Origin of the sequence: Dokdonia pacifica (assembly GCF_900188275.1) — a bacterium.
GTDB lineage: Bacteria > Bacteroidota > Bacteroidia > Flavobacteriales > Flavobacteriaceae > Dokdonia > Dokdonia pacifica.
This window is the reverse complement of sequence record NZ_FZNY01000001.1, coordinates 1,375,796-1,395,960: the sequence shown is the minus strand read 5'-3', so window position 1 is coordinate 1,395,960 and position 20,165 is coordinate 1,375,796. Positions and strand designations below refer to the sequence as shown.

Here is a 20,165-nt window from a genome sequence, read left to right as displayed (position 1 = left end):
CTTTAATTTTTAAAATCAAACCATTATGAAAACTACACTATTAGTATTGGGAACTGTAGCATTGCTATGTTTTAATTCCTGCAAAAACACAGAAAAAGTGGCAAAAGATAACATTGAAGAAAAAGTAGCTGAGGAGGCATTTGACCCAACTGGATACACAAGTGGTATCATTGCTTATTCTAAAGAAAAAGATGATTGCGAGTATACCATCAAGTTAAAAGATGGATTGTATTATGATCCTATTAACTTAGAAGACAGCTACAAAAAAGATGGCATGGCTGTCTATTTTAAATTTAGAGGATTACGTATGATGAATCGTTGTACAAAAGCAAATCCGGTATCTATAGAGGAAATGCGAGTTGCAAAAGAATAACTACTATATTCTTAAAAGAAATTAAAAACACCATCGTAAAATAGGTTTAATTCGGTTTCTGAGTTAGACCTATTTTTATATATACTTTACTCATTATTGGTACGCTTTCGCGAAAGCGAACTCGTGAGATTCATGACCATAGGAAAAGCAAAGCGATAAAGCGCAAAACGAAAGAATCAATTTATATATTTAGTACAAAAGAAAAAGGATGAAAGTTACACTTTCATCCTTTTTAAAGTATAGATAAGAACTAGACTTAGTTAGCTCCCACTAAAATTCTTTTTACTTTATTTAAATCGGCATTACCCACTTTTATAAAATAAACTCCATCAGACACATAAGACATATCTATGGTTTTTGTATATCCTCCACCGTTATTATCAACAGTGTAATATGCTAATGTTTGACCTAATGTATTGTATACAGCAATAGGAAGTTTTTCTGTGAAACTCGAAGTGTTGTTAAATACTACTTCAAACTGATCATTTCCTAAAGAGTGTACTTGTAAATCTGTAGTTGCAAATAACTCATCTGTAGTTCCTAAAGTACCACTAATATTAGCCGTATAGTCATTCGTTCTACCAAATGCTAAATCATCACAAGGATCTAAAAGATCTCCAGCTTGATCATCATCTTCTCCTCTCAATCTCATTCTGTGCATTCCTGGAGTGACATCTGCAGCAACTGTAGAGAAGTCTACAGTAAATGCAAAGTCACTATTTGCATTCGCAACTAAATCTGTAACAACTAGCTCATCTGCTTCAAAAGAATTGTTATCGTTAAAATCAATCCAGATAGCAAATGTAGAAGCATTAAAACCTACTTGTAATACGCCTTCAAATGGATTTTCATCTAGCACAAAGTTAAATATGATATCTGTATCATCGCTATATCCTGCTGGAGAACCTCCACAATTTGTAGCAATATCTTGATCTGCTAATTGAATTTGAGTAACTCCATCATCAAATCCTGCGCAATTAGACTCAGGCTCACAAATAGCGTTTGTTATTGTAGCTGTTACATCATCATTAGTCTCATCTGCATCGCCTGCAAGTTCAGTTCCCGCAGTAAACACATAATCTCCTAATGCAGAAAGGTCTTCTGTTGTTGTAAATGTGTAGGTATCTGTTTCTCCAAGAGCAATAGACCCTGTATACGTTTCCTGAACCGTGTTTCCATCTAATGTATAAAATACAGGAATAGATGTTTGTGTTGCCGTACCAAAGTTTTCAATTTCAATAGTTACTTGTGCAGCATCAGATGGTGTTGCTGTAATACTAATTGCTCCTACATCATCAGGATTAAGGTGGGTTACATTTCTTGTTGTAGCATCATTTTCATTAAACTCATCTGCTCCATAAACTGTAGCTGCTGTGATCTCATATGTTTGACCTACTACAGAGAAATCTCCTTGTGCAGTAAATGTATACTGCTCACTAGCTCCGCCAGCGATTGTTCCAGGGAAAGCTTCTGTTGCAACCGTTGTTCCATCAATTGAATACGTAACATCAAAACCAGATGCATCATTAAGACCAAAATTAAAAATAGTTACCGTCACATCTTGAGGTGCTGCTAAATCTCCATCTACTGGAGTATCAATAGCTACCACTCCTATATCATTATCAAAATCTGATTGAATTTGGAATACAGCTACATGGTTTGTATTTTGATATTCAGTAATGAACCAGAATTCTTTATCATTGCTTGGATCAACATCTGCTTTTGCATAATCTCCAAATCTAAGTCCTGCAATATTTCCAGCACTACCAATAAATTCTTCAGCAACATTCATTACGCCAGGCGTACTAGTTCCTAATTGTCCTGTATAATAAGCTCCTACTCTAAAATCTGTAGGGTTTGGTGTTGTAGGCCCTGCCATAGAAGAATATCCCATTCCGATATTCCCTTGATTATCCATTGCCATACTTCCATTCCATGCATGTCTTCCATCTGGTGCAGTATAGGTGCCTTCTTGTTCTAATGACCAAGGACCACCATCTACTGTCTGGCGAAACTCATACCAACGAATTCCTGCAAGTTCTCCTGCACTAGCATCGGTATCTACAACAAAGTTAAATATCAGTGAGTTATGAGTAGCAAATTTTCTAAACTGCATCTGATTCATAATCGTTGACTGAAGTGCATCAATAGGAATTCCTCCTCCTGGTTGCGTTAAATTACTAAACCCACCTCCATCAAATACATTAATAAATGGTGTTATCACTGGATCTGCAAATACTTCTGGAGCAGAAACAGTAGAGTTTGCTGGTGTATCAAAATCAATATCTAGTGTCCAAATATTAATAGCATCTGTAGTGACACCCGCAAAACCATCATCTCTCATATACACTAAAGGAGCACCTCCTGTAGTAGGCATTACATCATCTGTAATATTTGCTACTTGAGCACTTGTAAAACCTTGTCCTTGCACTCCTGCTATATTGAAGCCTTGGATATTTGCTGCTGGATCTCCAGCTAATACGGCATCTCTATCGATTACCCAAACATCATTTGCACCATTATCTGTAATATAATATCCGTCTGTCCATCTAGACATTTTATTATAATCATTTATTTGTGGGAATGAAAATAACGTCCAAGTAGAAGTAATAGGATCTGGCCCACTAGAAACAGCAAGTTCTAGACCTGCACCTACAAATAAATACGTAATCACCCATCTATCAGCATTATTATCATATGTAGCTGTTAAATCACAACATCCTCCAGCTGAAAATATATTGTTTACACTTAAAGGACCCGTAAGATCATTTCCATCTTTATCGTAAATAATATATCCTGTATTATATACAATAAATACGTGATCAGGTCCAACAGCTAGTGCTGGATCTGAAGGAGAACCAACATTGTTATTTACAACAAAGTCATTTTCTAAATTTCTGTTTAAATGGATTGCTTTGTCTAATCTACCTGGATTAGCTGCAAGTCTATCGTTTTCTGTTTGAGGATCTTTACCTGGTACTACTTCAGCTTTTACTCCTCTTACATATTTACCATCTTTAGGCTCTTTACCATTCCATTCAGGAGCTGGAATTAATGAAGAAGATCTTGAAGCCATTGAAGGCACAATACGCATAGATGCTGCGTGACCAACATACTCTAAGGTACCACCTTGAGCTTCGGTGTCTTGTTGAGCTATTGAGTTAAACCCAATAGCAAGCATGGCAATAACTGCCAATTTTAGTTTTCTAATCATGTTATATTATTTTAATAGGATTTATGAAGGATAAAAGTATCGAAAAAAAAAGACTTTTCTAAAGAAAAAGTTAAAACTATTACGATTTGATTAATATTTCACATATCAATTAAACTATATAACATATTATTTTGAAGATAGTTAACAATAAGAAAGCCCTGTCTTTAGTAAGACAGGGCTTTTATTATTTATGTATTATTTTAAATAAACTACACTTGTTTATTTTACAATAATCTTTTTAGTAATTGGCGATCCTCCATCAATAGCATCAAATTGAACTAAATATACTCCCGCTGCCGCATATGACATATCTAGGTTATAGTTAAATTGATTCCCTTCTTTAGTAAGGTTATTATAAACTAGTCTTTGACCAGCTAAATTGAATACACTTATCGCTGTTCTACCATCAAATGGAGTAATAAAGTTGATATCGAATATATTATTATCTAAAGTAGAAATTACTAAATCAGACGCTTCAAATACTTCTTCATTTACATTTAATGCAGGATCGAAGAATGCTGTATAATCATTTGTTCTACCAAATGCTAAGTCACCACAAGGATCTAATACATCTCCAGCAGTACTTTCGTCTTCTCCTCTTACACGCATTGTGTGCTCACCTAATAATTCTTCAACAGTAAATGCTGATAGATCTAATGTAAATGCAAAATCAGTATCTGCACTTGCTACTTGCTCAGAAGCAACAACTTCACCTGATTCAAAAACTCCGTTATCATTTACATCAATCCAGATTGCAAAAATAGAATCAGCAAATCCCATTTGTAAGACACCATCTAAACCTCCTGGTCCATCAGGATCAAATGTAAATATGATATCACGATCATCACTATAACCTGTAGCGCCACAGTTTACACTAATATCTTGATCTGCTAGTTGTAACTCTGTTACACCATCATTAAATCCTGCACAGTTAGATACTGGTTCACATAACTGAACTGAATTTGTTACCATTATAGTACTTGAATCATTATCTGTGTTAGAATCACCTGAAAGAAGTGTAGTCGCAAATATCTCATATGTTTGACCATCAACTCCTAAATCAGCCTGAGCAGTAAAAGTATATGACTCAGTAGTTCCTGCTGTAATTGTTCCAGAAAACATTTCTGTTGCTACTTCAACACCATCTACAGAGTAACTTACCATAGGATCTGTAATATCATTATTACCAAAGTTTCTGATAGATACTGTAATATCCTCTGCATTTGTTAAAACTCCACTCATTGGACCATCAATACTTGAAACTCCAATATCATCTGGCATTGGCTCTAATAATTCAAAGTTTGCCACTACATCACGACGTGTAGGTTCAAAATATTCTGCAATGTGCCAGAAAGTATCATCTACTGGGTCAATAGTAAGTTGTACATAATCTGCAAATCTGTTAGATGGGTTTGCACCAGTACTTTGAGCGATAAGCTCTTCTGCAGATGTCATTACGTTTAATGCATCATCACTTTGACGTCCTGTATAACGTATAGAAATCATATCTGTAGCAGATGAAGATGAATATGCTAAAGCAATATCTCCTTCTGTGTTCATTACCATACTACCAGAATACGCATCTCTTCCATCTGGTGCTACATACGTACCTTCTTGGTATATTTCCCAATCCTCAGTATCATCACCCGTAGGTTGTCTTAATTCATACCAACGGATTACCGCTAATTCTGCTTGATTAACATTATCATTAATAACGAAGTTAAGTACAACAGAGTTATGAGTTCCGAATCTTCTGTACTGAACTTGATTCATTACAGTTGCTTGTAATACATCTAGATCTGGACCTCCTGGTTGTGGTCTGTTTGAGAAACTTCCTCCATCAAAAACAGATACAAATGGAGTTAAACCTTCTGAAGGGCCTATTTCTTGTGCAGAAACAATACCATGGTTTGCTGGGTTTGCCCAATCGATAGTAGCTTCCCATATTTGTAAGTGATCTTCTGTAACTCCAGCCCATGCATCATCTTGCATGTAAATAATTGGCGCTGGTGTTCCTGGATCTGGATGCTGATCATCAGTAATATGGAATCCTTGTGGACTATAGAAACCGTTTGTAGCGATTCCAGGTAATGGGAATCCTACAAACTGTGCAGCATTACCTTGTAACATTTCATTACGCTCAACAGCAAATACTCTATCTCCGTTTGCTCCGTTATTTACGTTTGCAGTTACGATATAAGAATCTCCCCATACAGAAAACTTAGTATAATCAGGGAAAGCACCTGTTCCAAAACCTGTAGTATATACATGCCAAGCAGATGTCATTGCATCTGGACCTGTAGATACTGCTACGTTAAATCCATTAGGGTTGTTGTCAAACTCAGTGATTACAAAACGTCCTCTTGGTTCTCCATCTCCATTTTCTGCTTCAGCATCAAAAAAGATAATCGGATCTCCAATATTATTTCCTGGAAAGATAGTTCCTAAAGCAAGTTCTGCTGATTCTGGATTTCCATCTTTATCAAAAATTCTAAAGGCACTATTCCAAGCCGCCATGTATTGGTTTACACCTGCTGCTCCTGTTGGATCAGATGGTGTAGCTTGAGAAATATCTGCTGTAAAGATAAGGTTTGGAGCTCTCATTCGAGTTTGTACAGTATTACGCTGTAACTCAATTAAAGGATCTGGTGCTTCTAATGCTCCTTTACCTGGCACAACATTATTTCCTGGTTTTCCTTTAGGGTGTCCTAATTGAGGTGTATTGTCTGCGTATTTTACGGTACCATTTTTAATCTGGTCTGCAATACTAGGAACCAATATTGGCGCAGGCAATGTTCCTTTACTTCCTGCTGGAAATTTCTCTTGAGCAGTAGCATTAAAGCCGAAGGCTAATAATGCAACTACCACTAGTTTCATGAACTTACTCATCGTGTGTAGTTTTTTAGTCTATTAGTATAAAGTTTTTGTTAAAAAGTTGCTAAATTTACTTAAAATCTCGCTAACTACAACATAAAAAGACACACAATTCCTTGTTTTAACTATGTATGCATAATACTTTATACTATAATATCCAGTTTTTAAAACTCACTTGCTGTTCAATAATTCCTTTAATATCTTTTATAGCTATTCGTTCTTGCTTCATAGAATCGCGATGACGTATTGTGACTGTTTGATCCTTAATAGTGTCGTGATCTATCGTAATACAAAAAGGAGTACCTGCAGCATCTTGGCGACGGTAACGGCGACCTATTGCATCTTTTTCATCATAAATTACATTAAAATCAAACTTTAAATCATCTACGATTTGTTGTGCTATTTCTGGCAAGCCATCTTTTTTAACGAGTGGTAGGATCGCTGCTTTTACAGGAGCAAGGATAGAAGGCAATTTTAAAACCACCCTAGATGTTCCGTCCTCTAATGTCTCTTCTTGTAGAGATTTAGAAAACACCGCTAAAAACATACGATCAAGACCAATAGAGGTTTCAACTACATAAGGAACATAACTTTCGTTAAGCTCTGGATCAAAAAATTGTAATTTTTTACCTGAATGCTCCTCATGAGCTTTAAGATCAAAATCTGTACGAGAATGTATCCCTTCCAATTCTTTAAATCCAAATGGGAAGTTAAATTCTATATCTGCAGCAGCGTTAGCATAATGTGCTAATTTTTCATGATCATGAAAACGATAATTCTCTTCTCCTAACCCTAGTGACTTATGCCATTTTAAACGAGTTTCTTTCCAGTATTCATACCATTTCATTTCTTCTCCTGGACGTACAAAAAACTGCATTTCCATTTGTTCAAATTCTCTCATACGGAAAATAAACTGTCTTGCCACAATTTCGTTTCTAAATGCCTTTCCCGTTTGAGCAATTCCAAAAGGAATTTTCATTCTTCCTGTTTTCTGAACATTTAAAAAATTAACAAAGATCCCTTGTGCTGTTTCTGGACGTAAGTACAAATCTGTAGCAGTTTCTGCAGAGGCGCCTAGTTTTGTTCCAAACATTAAATTAAACTGGCGTACATCTGTCCAATTTTTTGATCCTGACTCTGGACAAGCAATTTCTAGTTCTTCTATAAGTGCTTTTACACCTGCAAGATCTTCTGCTTCTAATAATCTAGCGAGTCTAGTAGTAGCATCTTTTTGTTTTTGACGATATCCCATCACACGAGGATTTGTAGTCTCGTATTGATCGCGATCAAAGCTTTCTCCAAAACGCTTTGCAGCTTTTGTAATTTCTTTTTCGGCTTTAATATTTAATTTTTCAGCATAATCTTCCACCAAAACATCGGCTCTATATCTCTTCTTAGAATCTTTATTATCTATGAGTGGATCACTAAATGCATCTACGTGACCAGAAGCTTTCCAAGTAGTAGGGTGCATAAATATAGCAGCATCAAGTCCTACAATATTTTGGTGCATATTGACCATACTTTTCCACCAGTACTCACGTATATTTTTTTTAAGTTCTGCCCCATTCTGGCCATAATCATATACCGCACTTAATCCATCATAAATCTCACTACTTCCAAAAATATACCCGTATTCTTTTGCGTGAGAGATTACCTTCTTAAATTGATCTTCTTGCTTAGCCATAACTTGTTTTCTAATTTCTTTATGCTGTTGCTATATTGTTTTATTGCTTTATACGCTTTCGCGAAAGCGTATACTTTTTACAAGTAATTACACGAGTAACTATTTATAATAAGATCGCAAAAATAGGGATACCTCTTAATTTGAAGAAATTGAAATTGTGTTATTTTAACTCAAGTATGGAAGTAAGTAAGAGTCTATCTTCATGAAATACGTTTACAGTGTAAGCATCTTTTTCAAAAGTTTGTACTGGTAGCACCAACTCGCATACGTTAAAAGGTTTATTACTATAGGGTATTGTAGTGCGCGAATTAAAACGGATGCGCTCTCCATTAGAAAGTTTTTCTTCTCTAGGAATTCCTATCATTTCGCCTTTGCTATTAAGTACTTGCACAAAAAAGTTAAGATCTCCTGGTTTTGCTAATTTGTTTTCATTTACCTCATAACAGATACGTACCATTTTGGCACGATTTGCTCTGGAAGTATTAAAAAACTTACCGCTATTACGCTGAATAACACCTCTTACAATAAGATTACTAGCCGTTATCTGAGCTCCTAGACTTATCTTATTTTCAAGAACTCTCTTGTCATTCTCTAGTTCATTTTTAGCTTTTACTACTTTTTCTAAAGCATCTTGTGTTTCTTCATTGAGTTTTGCTAAGCGTTCTGTTTCATTAAGAAGACTATCATTTTGCTTAAATAATAGTTCGCGCTCACGGCGCATTTTATTGAGTTCTATTCTATATGCCCTGACTGTAGCTTGGGTTATTTCATTACTATCTAATCGTTTTTGTAATGCTTCTAAGCTTTCCTTAGCATCAGAAAGTTCGTTTGAGAGGATATTCTTTTCGGTTAAAATATCATTATACTTCTTTATTTCTTCTTTGAGTTCTCTCTCAATAATGGCTTTTTCTTCTTTAAGGCGAGATTCATTTTCTTGCATATCACCGTGAACTTTTATAGTGTATGCTCCCAAGCCTACAACAACTAAACAAAGTAGTATAGTAAGTATAAGAAGTGTGTTTTTAGTACTTTTAGTACCCATAGAAGTTCTATATTCTTTGAAAAGTGGTTAAATTAGAAAAAAAATAACAAATGCATGTTGCAATCATTACGCTATTTTTTATTTCCAAAGACTTGTTATGCGTGTTCTGAAAGCTTACAAGCATCAGAATATATGATTTGCACACAATGCAGGCATTATTTACCACTTACCCAGTTTCATTTGTATAACGACAGTGTTATTCAAAAAGTATTTTATGGTCGTATTATGCTAGAACAAGCAACAGCCTTACTCTATTTTGAAAAGAAAGGTCCTGTTCAAAAATTATTGCATAATTTAAAATACAATGATAAAGAAGAGATCAGTACGTTTTTAGGAGATTGGTTAGGAAGAGAACTAGCAGAATTGCCTTCATATCAAGTTATAGATACTATAATTCCTGTTCCTATACACCCTAAAAAGAAAAAAAAGCGTGGTTATAATCAAGTAACAGGATTTGCTATTGCCTTATCAAAACATCTTAAGGCTTCATATATAAATGATATTTTAATTAAATCTAAAAATACCAAGACACAAGTTTTTAAAGGGCGCTTTTCTAGAAGTGATGAAGTACTAGATGCTTTTTCAATTACAGATAAACATGCGCTAGAAGGAAAGCACATTTTATTAGTAGATGACATTCTAACGACTGGCGCTACTTTAGAAGCATGTGCATTACAATTACTAAAAATCCCTAAAATAAAGTTAAGTATTGCAACAATGGCAATAGCGAAATAAGTATTTCGTTTGGCTAAAAATTAGTTGTTTCTTTGTTACCATAAATGAATACTACATCTCTATATATTTTGAAAGCAAAAAAGTGCCTCTATTATGTTGGTATGATTGTGTTTATGTCACTTACTTTAGTGAATTGCGCAAAGAGAGGATCTCCTACTGGAGGACCTCAAGATAGCATTCCTCCTGTGTTTATTAAATCTGAACCGCCTAATTTTACTACAAATTTTGATGGTAATAGAATACGCATCTATTTTGATGAATATATTAAGCTTAAAGATTATCAAAAGCAATTAATAGTATCGCCACCTTTAGAAAATAGTGTGATTTCTCCGCAAGGGTCTGCTGCTAAATATGTAAATATTGAAATTAAAGACACATTAGAACCTAATACAACCTATGTATTTAACTTTGGTCAAAGTATTGTAGATAATAATGAGAGTAACCCATTTTCTTATTTTAAATATGTGTTTTCTACGGGTGATTATATAGATAGTCTTACCGTTAAAGGATCTATTACTGACGAATTAAAAACAAAACCTGATGAATTTGTATCTGTGATGTTATATACTATAGATAGTACATTTAATGATTCTATTATCTATAATGAACGCCCTCGCTATGTTACTAATACATTAGATAGTCTTACCACATTTGAAATAGGGAATATAAAAGAGGGAGAATATATGCTCATTGCCATGAAAGATGAGGATGCCAATTTTACATTTCAACCTAACAAAGATAAAGTAGCTTTTTTAAAGGAGTTTATAACGGTTCCTAATGACAGTTCATATACGCTAAAGCTATTTAAAGAGGTTCCTGAAACCAAATCATCTCGACCTAGACATTCTGGTTCCAATAGAATTACTTTTGGTGTATCTGGACCTATAGATAGTATCGCTATAAATTTACTTACAGAAACGCCTCCCAATTTTAGATCTAAAATCACTCAAAAAATCAATTCAGATACCTTGTACTATTGGTTTGATCCGAAGCCCGAAATAGATTCTCTTGTTTTTGAAGCAACAGGACCGACCTATAGAGATACGCTAGTAGCAAAACTACGTACTCCTAAAGTAGATTCCTTACGCTTTTCTTCAAAAACAGGAAGAACACTTGTTCTAGATTCGCCTTTTGAAATAACGAGTAATATTCCTATAGAAAAAATACAAGATAGCCTTATAAGGGTAATTAGAGATTCTATTCCTTTAGATTATGAATTACTTCTTTCAGAAAGAGATACAAAACTCTCTTTGTCATTTAAAACAGAAGAAAAAACCAAATATTCTATCTTGGCATTACCAGGTGCTATGACCGATTTTTTTGGAAATGTAAATGACACATTAACCTACACCTCTACTACAAAAGAAGCGTCGGATTACGGGAGTATCAAACTTACGTTAGTCAATGCAAAAAACTTCCCATATATCATTCAGCTTACCGATCAAAAAGGAGAGGTGATACAAGAACGTTATACCACTAATGAAACTGTATTTGACTTTACTACATTAAAACCTGCTACCTATCTGATACAATTAATTGAAGATACAAATGGCAATAAGATTTATGATACTGGAAACTATCTTAAAAAACGTCAACCTGAAAAGGTAATTCATTATGGGGAAGCTATTGAGGTAAATGCCAGTTGGTCTCTCGTTCCTACTTTTGAATTAAAGGATTAAACTAGTGTGAATTGATCTCTATCTTCAAGGAAAGGTAATTTTTTTCTTGTGGCTTCAATATGGCTTTTAGATAATGTAGCTGTGATTATTTTTTCTTCCGCTTTCGCGAAAGCAATCTCATCTCCTAACACATTATATACTCCAGAGTGGCCTACGTACTCCAATCCATTCCCGTCAAGCCCTATGCGATTTACTCCTATCGCATAGCTCATGTTTTCTATTGCTCTTGCCTTAAGTAAAGCATCCCACGCTGCTACACGAGGTTTTGGCCAATTTGCTACATAAATCACAACATCATAATCTACTGTGTTACGAGCAAAAACAGGGAAGCGTAAATCATAACATATTTGTGGAAACAATTTCCAACCTTTATAAGGTATTACAACTTGAGTTTCTCCAGCAGTATATAACTCACCTTCTCCAGCCATCATAAATCGATGACGTTTGTCATAATGGTCTATAGTGCCATCTGGTTTTACAAAAAGAAATCGGTTATAATACTTATTGTTTTCTGTTATAATGATACTCCCACAAATTGCTATATCTTTTTGGCTTGCCCATTTCTTCATCCATTGCACAGTAATTCCATCCATAGGCTCTGCAAGAGATACAGGATCCATGCTAAAACCTGTTGTAAACATTTCCGGTAAAATAATTAGTTGCACCTCATCAGACACTTGCGCTACTAAAGCCTCTAAGTTTTTACGATTTGCTGTAGCATTTTCCCAAACAAGATGGGTTTGAATAATGGCAATTTGAAGTGTATCTATCATAACTCCAAAGATACAAGAAGTTTAAAAAATAAATATATTGCATTTTACATAAATGTAATATTGCAATATTAAGATTATATCGCACTAACAAGTAAGCTTTATTATTTTTAAATGTCCAAATTCTATGTAACTTTGAAAAGCCTCTTATGTACATACTAATTTTAAGCACCTTAAAATAAATGAAAAATACGATTGCATATCGTATCTATGATTTCTTAAAGCAGTTTCCACCATTCCAATTTATGGCAAAAAGAGACTTGTTAGAAATTTGCGAGTTGGCACAAGTACAGTATTTGGACAAAGATCAAATACTTTTTAAGCGAGATGCTCCTTATAACACACACTTTTACATTGTACACCAAGGAGCTATAAAACTCTCACGTCCTTCTCATCAAGGAATTAAGACGGTAGATATTTGTGATGAAGGTGACTTATTAGGATTACGAGTTACTAAGGAAGATTCTTATCGCACGACTGCTATTGCTAATGAAGAAACAATTATCTATGCGCTTCCTATGGAAGCATTTGCGACCCTTACAAAAGAAAATAAGGCAGTTTCTAACTATCTCATCACAAGTTTTGCTTCTAATATAAAAGATCCATATACCCTTGAGAATAGTGGGCAACTTCTAAGTGAATATGATCCTGAGAGATCTCAAAACATTTACGGAGTTTCCAAAGCTCGATTTACAGAAAAAGTAATTCAAAGTTCGCAAGATATCTCTATTCAAGAAGCAGCTAGTAAGATGAAGAAATATCAGATAAGCTGTTTAGTCATTTCAGAAAATAATATCCCCATTGGAATTCTCACCAATAGAGATTTGCGTAATGTAATTGCTTCTGGAGAATTTACAGCAACTACTTTGGTAAAAGAGGTGATGGTCACTCCTGTCATTTGTGCATCGCCAGATATTAATGTGACTCAAACGCAGCTTATATTACTTACACATGGTATAAGTCATCTAGTGATCACAAAAGACGGAACTCCTCAAACAACTATTGTAGGTATTTTAAGCAAGCATGATATTGTGGTTTCTTTTGCAAATAGTCCCATTGGATTACTTAAAGAAATAAAACGAGCCACACGTACAAAACATCTACGACAGGCTTGGAGTAAAACAATGCTTTTATTAAAAAGATATTTAGATCAAAACCTCCCGTTATCACAAATTCTTAAAATATTTGGCGAACTTAAAGATGCTCTCATACATCAAACGATGCAGTTATCACTGCGTAAGATGGAAACGACACCACCTGTTACTTTTGCATGGTTAGCATTAGGAAGTCAAGGGAGAAAAGAACAATTACTTTATACAGATCAAGATAATGCCCTGATCTATGCAAATAGCGATACAGAAAATCCTGAACAAGTAAAGCAGTATTTCTTAAAGCTTGCTAATAGAATGAACAAACGATTACACAAGATTGGATATGATTATTGTCCTGCAGATATGATGGCTAGTAATCCGTTGTATTGTCTTTCTCTTTCAGAATGGGAAGCACAGTTTTCTACTTGGATTACAACTCCTACTCCAGAAAATATTCTTCTTTCAGGGATTTTCTTTGATTATACGTTTATGTATGGAGATCAAACATTAGTAAAAGGACTCACAGATCATATTTCAGAAAAGCTTGCACATCAAAAAGTTGTATTGCGCCATATGGCAAAACATGCACTTAAAAACTTACCGCCTATTAGTTTCTTTAGACAATTCATAGTAGAATCTAATGGAGAGCATAAAGATTTTTTTGACATAAAGCATAGAGCTATTGCTCCTTTAAGTGATGCTGCAAGAGTGCTAGCTCTTGGGCAAGGTATTTTACATACCAAAAACACTTCAGAGCGTTTTACAGCTTTGGCAGCAATAGATGCGCCTAATAGAGAGCTATTTGAGAATTGCTCATATGCTTTTAGGGCATTATTAAAATTTCGTACTAAAAGAGGGATGGCTCAAAATGATAGTGGTCGCTTTATCAATCTAGAAGCACTTACAAAGGCTGAAAAGCTAAAATTAAAACGATGTTTCAAGCCTTTACGTGATGTTCAGGAGGTGCTTCGTGTACGATATCAAACACAAAATATTTAACCCCATACTATGAAATGGCCATGGCAACATACTAAAGAATACCCTCCATTTTGGGAGCAGTATGAGTCCGCTTTCGCGAAAGCGGAACAAAAACCATTAGCAGAGACTCGGTTTATTGCCTTAGATACAGAAACCACGGGTTTAGACATAAAAAAAGATCGCATTTTATCTATAGGAGCCATTGCCATAAAAGGAGATACAATTACAGTTTCTGATAATTTAGAATTATATGTAGAACAGGATCATTACGATCCTAAAAGCACACCCATACATGGGATTTTAAAAAAAGGGGCTTACGATAAAATCTCAGCAATTGAAGCCATACAACGAACCTTACATTTTATTGGTACTGATATTATTATCGGGCATCATATTGGTTTTGATATTGCAGTCATTAATAAAATGCTACAACGCCATCATCTAGGGAAATTAAAGAATAAAACCTTAGATACAGGAACTTTATACAAACGATTACAACATCCTGTAAATAGAATGAATATGCAACAAGGATATAGTTTAGATCAACTAAGTGAAGCGTTAAAAATACCATTATATGATAGGCATACCGCTTCTGGAGATGCTATGATTACGGCTATTGCATTTATAAAAATATGTAAACGCCTTGCACAAAATGACACATTAAAGCTCAAAGAATTATTTACATGAACGCTTCTAATACCTTATATATATTTGATATAGACGGAACGCTTACTGATAGTATTCCAACCTATTTAAAAGTGATTACAAAAGTACTTGGCGATATTGGTTTACATACTATCGATACAGATTATGACAATTACTTACATCATACAGATAGATATGCATTAGAGTATAATTACGAGCGTAATTTTGGCAAAAAAGCACCCGACTCATTACGATATGAATTAGATACATTGTTGGAAACAGAGCTTCGCAAACATGACCCTGTTATAGAAATACCTGGCGCTAGAGAACTATTATTAAACCTTCAACATAAAGAAATTCCATTTGCCTATGGAACTGGTGCTTTTCCAAAAGCGACAGCCATTAAAATGAATGATGCTAATATTCCTTTTATTCCAGAGGTATTAGCCACTTCCATAACGAGTGTTTCTAGAGTTGGCTTTGTAAAAGAAGCTATTCAAAAATCTAAAGAGTATTACCAACGAGATTTTAATAAAATAATAGCTGTAGGTGATGGATTATGGGATTTAAAAGCTGCGCAAGAATTAAAAATTGATTTCTTAGGAGTGGGTCTAAAGAATAAAGAAATGATGCTACAACATGGATGTACAGATTGGGTAGAAGATTTTAAATCGTACACAATTTGAAAAAAGGTATCTTTAACACTGACATGCAAGTAATTGACTAACCATCTTCTTTATTATGAATTCAAGGGTTTATCCATACATCCTTTTTATGATTGCTTTTTTGTGTAATGGTATTACTACCCATTCACAATCTAATCAGGATCGTTTAGATCGTGCTATATCTGAATTTGAGCTCATGTACAAAACAGGAGCTATGAGTAAACAAGATTCTTTACTTACCTCTTTTCAAAACATAGAAAAGCAAACTCAAAATGCTCCTCTTCAAAATACAAAAGCGACCGTATATATTGCCCGTATTCTATCAAACAAGAGGCGTTTTAATGAAGCAGAAACACTCATAAAAAAAGCAAAAAAAAACTATGAAACGGCTTCTCTTAATGACCTAAAAATAAAGCATACTATTGCCTATTATGAGATGTATCTGGATATTCAAGTTTCAAAAAAATACGATACCGAAAAAATTAAAACATACGTTACAACCTATAAAAACAAACCAGGAAATGATCCTTTTATAGAAGCCTTGAGTCATGAGTATATGGGAAGGATACATCAAGACTGGAGGGAGTATGAAAAGTCTATTTTAAGTCTTACAAAAGCTATTGAATTATTTTCAAATCTAGGTTATAAAAATCAGGTGAGTATTGCATATAGTATTATGGGAGCCACCTATGATCTCACAGAAGATTTTGAGATGGCTGCAAAATACTATGAAAAATCTTTACAAATAGGAGATCAGCTTCAAGAACCAAATCTTGATGTACTAGCAAGCACTAGTTATAATCTTGCACTTATGTTTGGTGATCGGTTAGGGAATAATCAAAAAGGTCTTTTTTACGCTCAAGAGGCTGTAAAATATGATTCAAAAGCTAATGAGAAAAATCCATATCTAGCATTAGATTATAATCAGGTAGCCACTTCTTATATGAAAATAGGCGATTATACCAAAGCACAGATTTATGGAGAAAAAGCACTAGAACACGCAAAGTTATATTTAAGCCAGCAACCATCTCGTATTGCAGAATCACTTCGCACCCTTGGTAAGGTATACGCTAAAATAGGTAGGAAAGAAGAGGCTATTTCATTAGGAAAGGAAGCAATAGATATTGTCATTAAAGTAGTGCCTGAAAACCATCATTGGGTTTGCGCAGGATATCTTCATCTGGCAAACACGTATAAAGATTTAGGAATGCTAGATAAAGCTGAAGCCTATTTCTTAAAAACAGAGCGTGTTGCACAAGCTATCAATAGAGATTTGTTTTTGATAGATGTGTATAACAATCTTCCTGAACTCTATTTTGAAACCAATCAATTAGAGAAAGTGCCTCCTTTACTAGAAAAATCTCAGGAAGTCTTGCAGGATCGCTTTAAAGATGCAGATTACTTTCATAGGCGTAATGATATGAATACTATCATATACTACACTGCAGTAAATGATACTCAAAACGCAACACAAGCTCTCAAATCGATTAAAGAAAAAATTCCTCAAAAGTATACATATCCAGATATCGAGCTAAAAATTGAAGCTTATGAACTTCTTTTAAAGAGTAGTCCAACAAGTAAGGAATATGAACACTTTTTAAAAACAATTATTGATCATAAAAACAGATTTCCAAATCAGTTTAATAAGATCATTTATGGTAATACAATAAAAGAACTTCTAGCTAAAATTATTTCAAAAATTTATGACAATATACAACTAGAAGATTCTGAAGATTTGAAGTCAATTTTTTTCAGATACCTAGAAATCAATAAAAATTCAGTTTTATTAGAGGGAATTCAAGGAACACGATTTAAAAAAGTAGCCGGTATCCCAGAAGAATTACTGTATACGGAAGCACAATTATTAGACTCATTACAGCGTAATAATAAACGTATTTACAATACAAAACAATCTAAGTATAAAGATTCAGATAAAATACAAAAGCTATATAATAGACAGCTTATGTTTGAACATACATACGATAGTTTACAAAAAGCTATTCAAAATACATATCCTAAATTAAAAAACCTTAAATACTTATCTGCCACAAAAGATTTTAATGGTTTCACAAACAAATATCTTCAGGAAGAAGAAGCCATCATTATGTATTTTATAGATACCCATACATGGTATCGATTTACTATTACTAAAAACAAAAACTATATAGAACAATTCTCCACCTCTAAGTCATTAAAAGAGGATATTAATCAATTAGTAACTTCTATATCCAAACAAAAATTTAATAGCGCATTATCACAAAAAATGTGGGATCAGCTATTACCAAAACTCCCAGACGAAATCACAAAATTAACCTTCATTACAGATGATATTTTAAGCTTACTCCCATTTGAAGTATTACAACAAAAAGAAACATTTCTTATAGAGAATTATGCGATTAGTTATGCGGGATCTTTACAGTTATTAGAAGAACAAATCAACCTAAATAATAAAGGAAAAGGGTGGTTAGGTTTTGCTCCAAAATATGATAAAAACCCACTGCCTAACAATGCAAAAGAAGTAAAAGAAATTGAAAGAATCACAAACGGAAAATCATACCTTGGAGAAGAGGCTACCAAAGAAAATTTTATCACGTTGAGTAAAGAATATAATATTCTTCATCTCGCAACGCATACTGAAGTAGATCAAAACAACCCACTTTATAATAAAATGCTTTTTTCTCAGAAGCAAGGAGATAGTTTACTTACAGCTTCTGAAATTTATGGGCTTAATCTCAAGGCAAATCTTGCTGTTTTAAGTTCGTGTAATACTGGTTTTGGAAAATTAGAAAAAGGAGAGGGAGTCATGAGTATGTCTCGTGCATTTACTTATGCAGGTGTGAGTAGCACTTTAATGACATTATGGAAAGTCCCTGATCAAGAAACCGCTACAATTACCACCTATTTTTATAATAATCTAGAATCTGGAATGACAAAGGATAAGGCATTACAAGAGGCAAAACGATTATACTTAAGCACAACCACAGATCAGGATTTAAAACAACCCTATTATTGGGCTGGATTTATACTTAGTGGCGACACCTCTCCTATTGTAAACTCTTCGTATATGTGGTGGTATATTATAGGAGGAATTATACTTTTAGGAGTGTTGTATACGCTTTCGCGAAAGCGTACAGAAGCTAACGAATAGCATTTAATAGAACGCTTGCTTCTTTATGATGATACCCATCACTAGCACTAATCTCTTCTAAAAGCATCACACTTTTATTTTGGTTCTTTTCTTTTAGGTATGCTAAGGCTAGATACCATCGTGATTTTTCATAAAAGTCATCTTTAAAACGCTGATGTTTCTCAAGTAGTGTAATAGCATTTTTTGTGTCTCCTAATGCCAAATAAGCATTTGCAGTATAAAACAAATAATATGGTTGTTGAGTTCTAGAAAACTCTGTTTCAAAAGCATTGATGGCCGCTTGATACTCTTTCATTTCATATTTGAAAAAAGCTTCTTTTTCAGGAGAATCTATTCCTTCTCCTCGTTCTATAGGAAGTACGATATTGCGATAAGCAACAAAATTTTCTGCAAAAAGATCGTCTGTACTTGTTGTATTTATAAAATATTTAGATGCAAAAATACTAAGCCCTATAATCAAACAAGCAGCAATTGCATATCTCAAGAATGAAGGGGATGTTTTTTCAAACTGCTGTTCTTGTTCTTGATTTTCAAAATCAACAAACTGTTGTTTTAAGCTTTCTTTTCCAACATCTATGAGTACTGTATGTAAGTCTTTCTCAAGTTCAAAATTGGCTTTAAACTCAGGATCACTCTCTAATAACTCATTCAGAGCCATCTGCTCTTCGTTAGTAAGAGTTTGATGTAAATATTTATGTATAAGTAAATCCCTATCCATAATTTTGGGGGTTCATCATTGTTTTAAGTTGTTTCAGACAACGCGACTTCTGTGCTTTTACTGTATTTTCATTTTCATAATTGGCCGCTATCATAATCTCTTTAATTTTTAAACCATTTAAATAAAAGAGTTCTAATATATTACGACAACGATCTCCTAATTTTTGAAAATGTTGTTTTAATGCTTTTTGTCGTTCTGTAAGCGCTGTTGTTTCTACTTCTTCCATGGTTTCTTGGTCGTTAAAATCATCTACAAGCACCATTTTTTTCTGAGCTCGTAACTGCTCATAAAGTTTAAACTTTCCAATACCAAAAAGATATGTTTTTATAGTACTGCTAAAGTCTTTTACCTTTCCTTTCATCACATTTTCATACAAGGCAATCATACTTTCCTGATAGACATCTAAAATAGCATCTTGATCAATATCATACTTACTAGCAAAAGCAATAAAAGCATCTCTATATCCTTCATAAATCACTTGATATGCAACTGAATCTCCAGTTCTAAGTGTTGTAATAGAAGGTTCGTTTTTCATTTATGTAAATAGAT

The 20,165-nt window shown here is 34.1% G+C and carries 14 protein-coding genes; 7 read left to right on the top strand and 7 right to left on the bottom strand.

Features of this window, described 5'->3' with window-relative positions:
- The first annotated feature begins 25 nt into the window (after window positions 1-25).
- Window positions 26-373 (top strand): hypothetical protein, encoded by a 348-nt coding sequence (locus CHB80_RS06240; protein WP_089370552.1) that lies wholly within the window; start codon window positions 26-28, stop codon window positions 371-373.
- Between the two features lie 256 nt (window positions 374-629).
- Here the strand turns inward: CHB80_RS06240 and CHB80_RS06235 are convergent, their stop codons facing one another.
- From CHB80_RS06235 to CHB80_RS06220, 4 genes are all read right to left on the bottom strand, one after another.
- Window positions 630-3,587, bottom strand: a complete 2,958-nt coding sequence (locus CHB80_RS06235; RefSeq protein WP_089370551.1) for a GEVED domain-containing protein — start codon at window positions 3,585-3,587, stop codon at window positions 630-632.
- A 219-nt stretch (window positions 3,588-3,806) separates the two neighbouring features.
- Window positions 3,807-6,476 (bottom strand): GEVED domain-containing protein, encoded by a 2,670-nt coding sequence (locus tag CHB80_RS06230; protein WP_089370550.1) that lies wholly within the window; start codon window positions 6,474-6,476, stop codon window positions 3,807-3,809.
- Window positions 6,477-6,609: 133 nt separating this feature from the next.
- Window positions 6,610-8,145, bottom strand: a complete 1,536-nt coding sequence (locus tag CHB80_RS06225) for a glycine--tRNA ligase (RefSeq protein WP_089370549.1) — start codon at window positions 8,143-8,145, stop codon at window positions 6,610-6,612.
- A gap of 160 nt (window positions 8,146-8,305) precedes the next feature.
- Window positions 8,306-9,187 (bottom strand): coiled-coil domain-containing protein, encoded by an 882-nt coding sequence (locus CHB80_RS06220; protein ID WP_089370548.1) that lies wholly within the window; start codon window positions 9,185-9,187, stop codon window positions 8,306-8,308.
- A gap of 54 nt (window positions 9,188-9,241) precedes the next feature.
- Between CHB80_RS06220 and CHB80_RS06215 the strand changes: the two genes are divergently transcribed.
- A complete protein-coding gene (locus CHB80_RS06215) occupies window positions 9,242-9,922 on the top strand; it encodes a ComF family protein (RefSeq protein WP_089370547.1) in 681 nt (226 codons plus the stop codon).
- Window positions 9,923-10,035: 113 nt separating this feature from the next.
- The gene (locus CHB80_RS06210) at window positions 10,036-11,601 is read left to right on the top strand and encodes an Ig-like domain-containing protein (protein ID WP_179218095.1); all 1,566 of its coding nucleotides are present in this window, start codon (window positions 10,036-10,038) and stop codon (window positions 11,599-11,601) included.
- Here CHB80_RS06210 and CHB80_RS06205 read toward each other — a convergent pair.
- The gene (locus CHB80_RS06205) at window positions 11,598-12,374 is read right to left on the bottom strand and encodes an amidohydrolase (RefSeq protein WP_089370545.1); all 777 of its coding nucleotides are present in this window, start codon (window positions 12,372-12,374) and stop codon (window positions 11,598-11,600) included. The two genes, CHB80_RS06210 and CHB80_RS06205, sit on opposite strands and share 4 nt — an antisense overlap.
- Window positions 12,375-12,553: 179 nt before the next feature.
- On the opposite strand from CHB80_RS06205, the gene CHB80_RS06200 reads away from it, so the two are divergent.
- From CHB80_RS06200 to CHB80_RS06185, 4 genes are read left to right on the top strand one after another with little or no spacing between them, the layout of a single operon-like run.
- The gene (locus CHB80_RS06200; RefSeq protein ID WP_089370544.1) at window positions 12,554-14,461 is read left to right on the top strand and encodes a DUF294 nucleotidyltransferase-like domain-containing protein; all 1,908 of its coding nucleotides are present in this window, start codon (window positions 12,554-12,556) and stop codon (window positions 14,459-14,461) included.
- A 9-nt stretch (window positions 14,462-14,470) separates the two neighbouring features.
- Entirely contained in the window at window positions 14,471-15,127 is a 657-nt protein-coding gene (locus CHB80_RS06195; RefSeq protein ID WP_089370543.1) for a 3'-5' exonuclease, read from the top strand.
- Complete coding sequence (locus CHB80_RS06190) at window positions 15,124-15,771, top strand: HAD family hydrolase (RefSeq protein ID WP_089370542.1); 648 nt, start codon at window positions 15,124-15,126, stop codon at window positions 15,769-15,771. Before CHB80_RS06195 ends, CHB80_RS06190 begins: the two co-directional genes overlap by 4 nt.
- A gap of 55 nt (window positions 15,772-15,826) precedes the next feature.
- On the top strand, window positions 15,827-18,898 hold the full coding sequence (locus CHB80_RS06185; protein WP_089370541.1) for a CHAT domain-containing protein: 3,072 nt from the start codon (window positions 15,827-15,829) through the stop codon (window positions 18,896-18,898).
- On the opposite strand, the gene CHB80_RS06180 is transcribed toward CHB80_RS06185, so the two are convergent.
- Together CHB80_RS06180 and CHB80_RS06175 are read right to left on the bottom strand one after the other, a co-directional pair.
- Entirely contained in the window at window positions 18,888-19,616 is a 729-nt protein-coding gene (locus CHB80_RS06180; protein WP_089370540.1) for a tetratricopeptide repeat protein, read from the bottom strand. The two genes, CHB80_RS06185 and CHB80_RS06180, sit on opposite strands and share 11 nt — an antisense overlap.
- Entirely contained in the window at window positions 19,609-20,151 is a 543-nt protein-coding gene (locus tag CHB80_RS06175) for an RNA polymerase sigma factor (RefSeq protein ID WP_089370539.1), read from the bottom strand. Before CHB80_RS06175 ends, CHB80_RS06180 begins: the two co-directional genes overlap by 8 nt.
- Window positions 20,152-20,165 lie beyond the last annotated feature (14 nt).

Excerpts from the sequence above, each read along its gene's own strand:
- CHB80_RS06225 (WP_089370549.1), bottom strand. The coding sequence starts at position 8,145 with ATGGCTAAGCAAGAAGATCAATTTAAGAAGGTAATCTCTCACGCAAAA.
- CHB80_RS06195 (WP_089370543.1), top strand. The coding sequence starts at position 14,471 with ATGAAATGGCCATGGCAACATACTAAAGAATACCCTCCATTTTGGGAG.
- CHB80_RS06180 (WP_089370540.1), bottom strand. The coding sequence starts at position 19,616 with ATGGATAGGGATTTACTTATACATAAATATTTACATCAAACTCTTACT.
- CHB80_RS06190 (WP_089370542.1), top strand. The coding sequence starts at position 15,124 with ATGAACGCTTCTAATACCTTATATATATTTGATATAGACGGAACGCTT.
- CHB80_RS06235 (WP_089370551.1), bottom strand. The coding sequence starts at position 3,587 with ATGATTAGAAAACTAAAATTGGCAGTTATTGCCATGCTTGCTATTGGG.
- CHB80_RS06215 (WP_089370547.1), top strand. The coding sequence starts at position 9,242 with ATGTTGCAATCATTACGCTATTTTTTATTTCCAAAGACTTGTTATGCG.
- CHB80_RS06200 (WP_089370544.1), top strand. The coding sequence starts at position 12,554 with ATGAAAAATACGATTGCATATCGTATCTATGATTTCTTAAAGCAGTTT.
- CHB80_RS06220 (WP_089370548.1), bottom strand. The coding sequence starts at position 9,187 with ATGGGTACTAAAAGTACTAAAAACACACTTCTTATACTTACTATACTA.
- CHB80_RS06240 (WP_089370552.1), top strand. The coding sequence starts at position 26 with ATGAAAACTACACTATTAGTATTGGGAACTGTAGCATTGCTATGTTTT.
- CHB80_RS06175 (WP_089370539.1), bottom strand. The coding sequence starts at position 20,151 with ATGAAAAACGAACCTTCTATTACAACACTTAGAACTGGAGATTCAGTT.
- CHB80_RS06230 (WP_089370550.1), bottom strand. The coding sequence starts at position 6,476 with ATGAGTAAGTTCATGAAACTAGTGGTAGTTGCATTATTAGCCTTCGGC.
- CHB80_RS06205 (WP_089370545.1), bottom strand. The coding sequence starts at position 12,374 with ATGATAGATACACTTCAAATTGCCATTATTCAAACCCATCTTGTTTGG.
- CHB80_RS06210 (WP_179218095.1), top strand. The coding sequence starts at position 10,036 with ATGTCACTTACTTTAGTGAATTGCGCAAAGAGAGGATCTCCTACTGGA.
- CHB80_RS06185 (WP_089370541.1), top strand. The coding sequence starts at position 15,827 with ATGAATTCAAGGGTTTATCCATACATCCTTTTTATGATTGCTTTTTTG.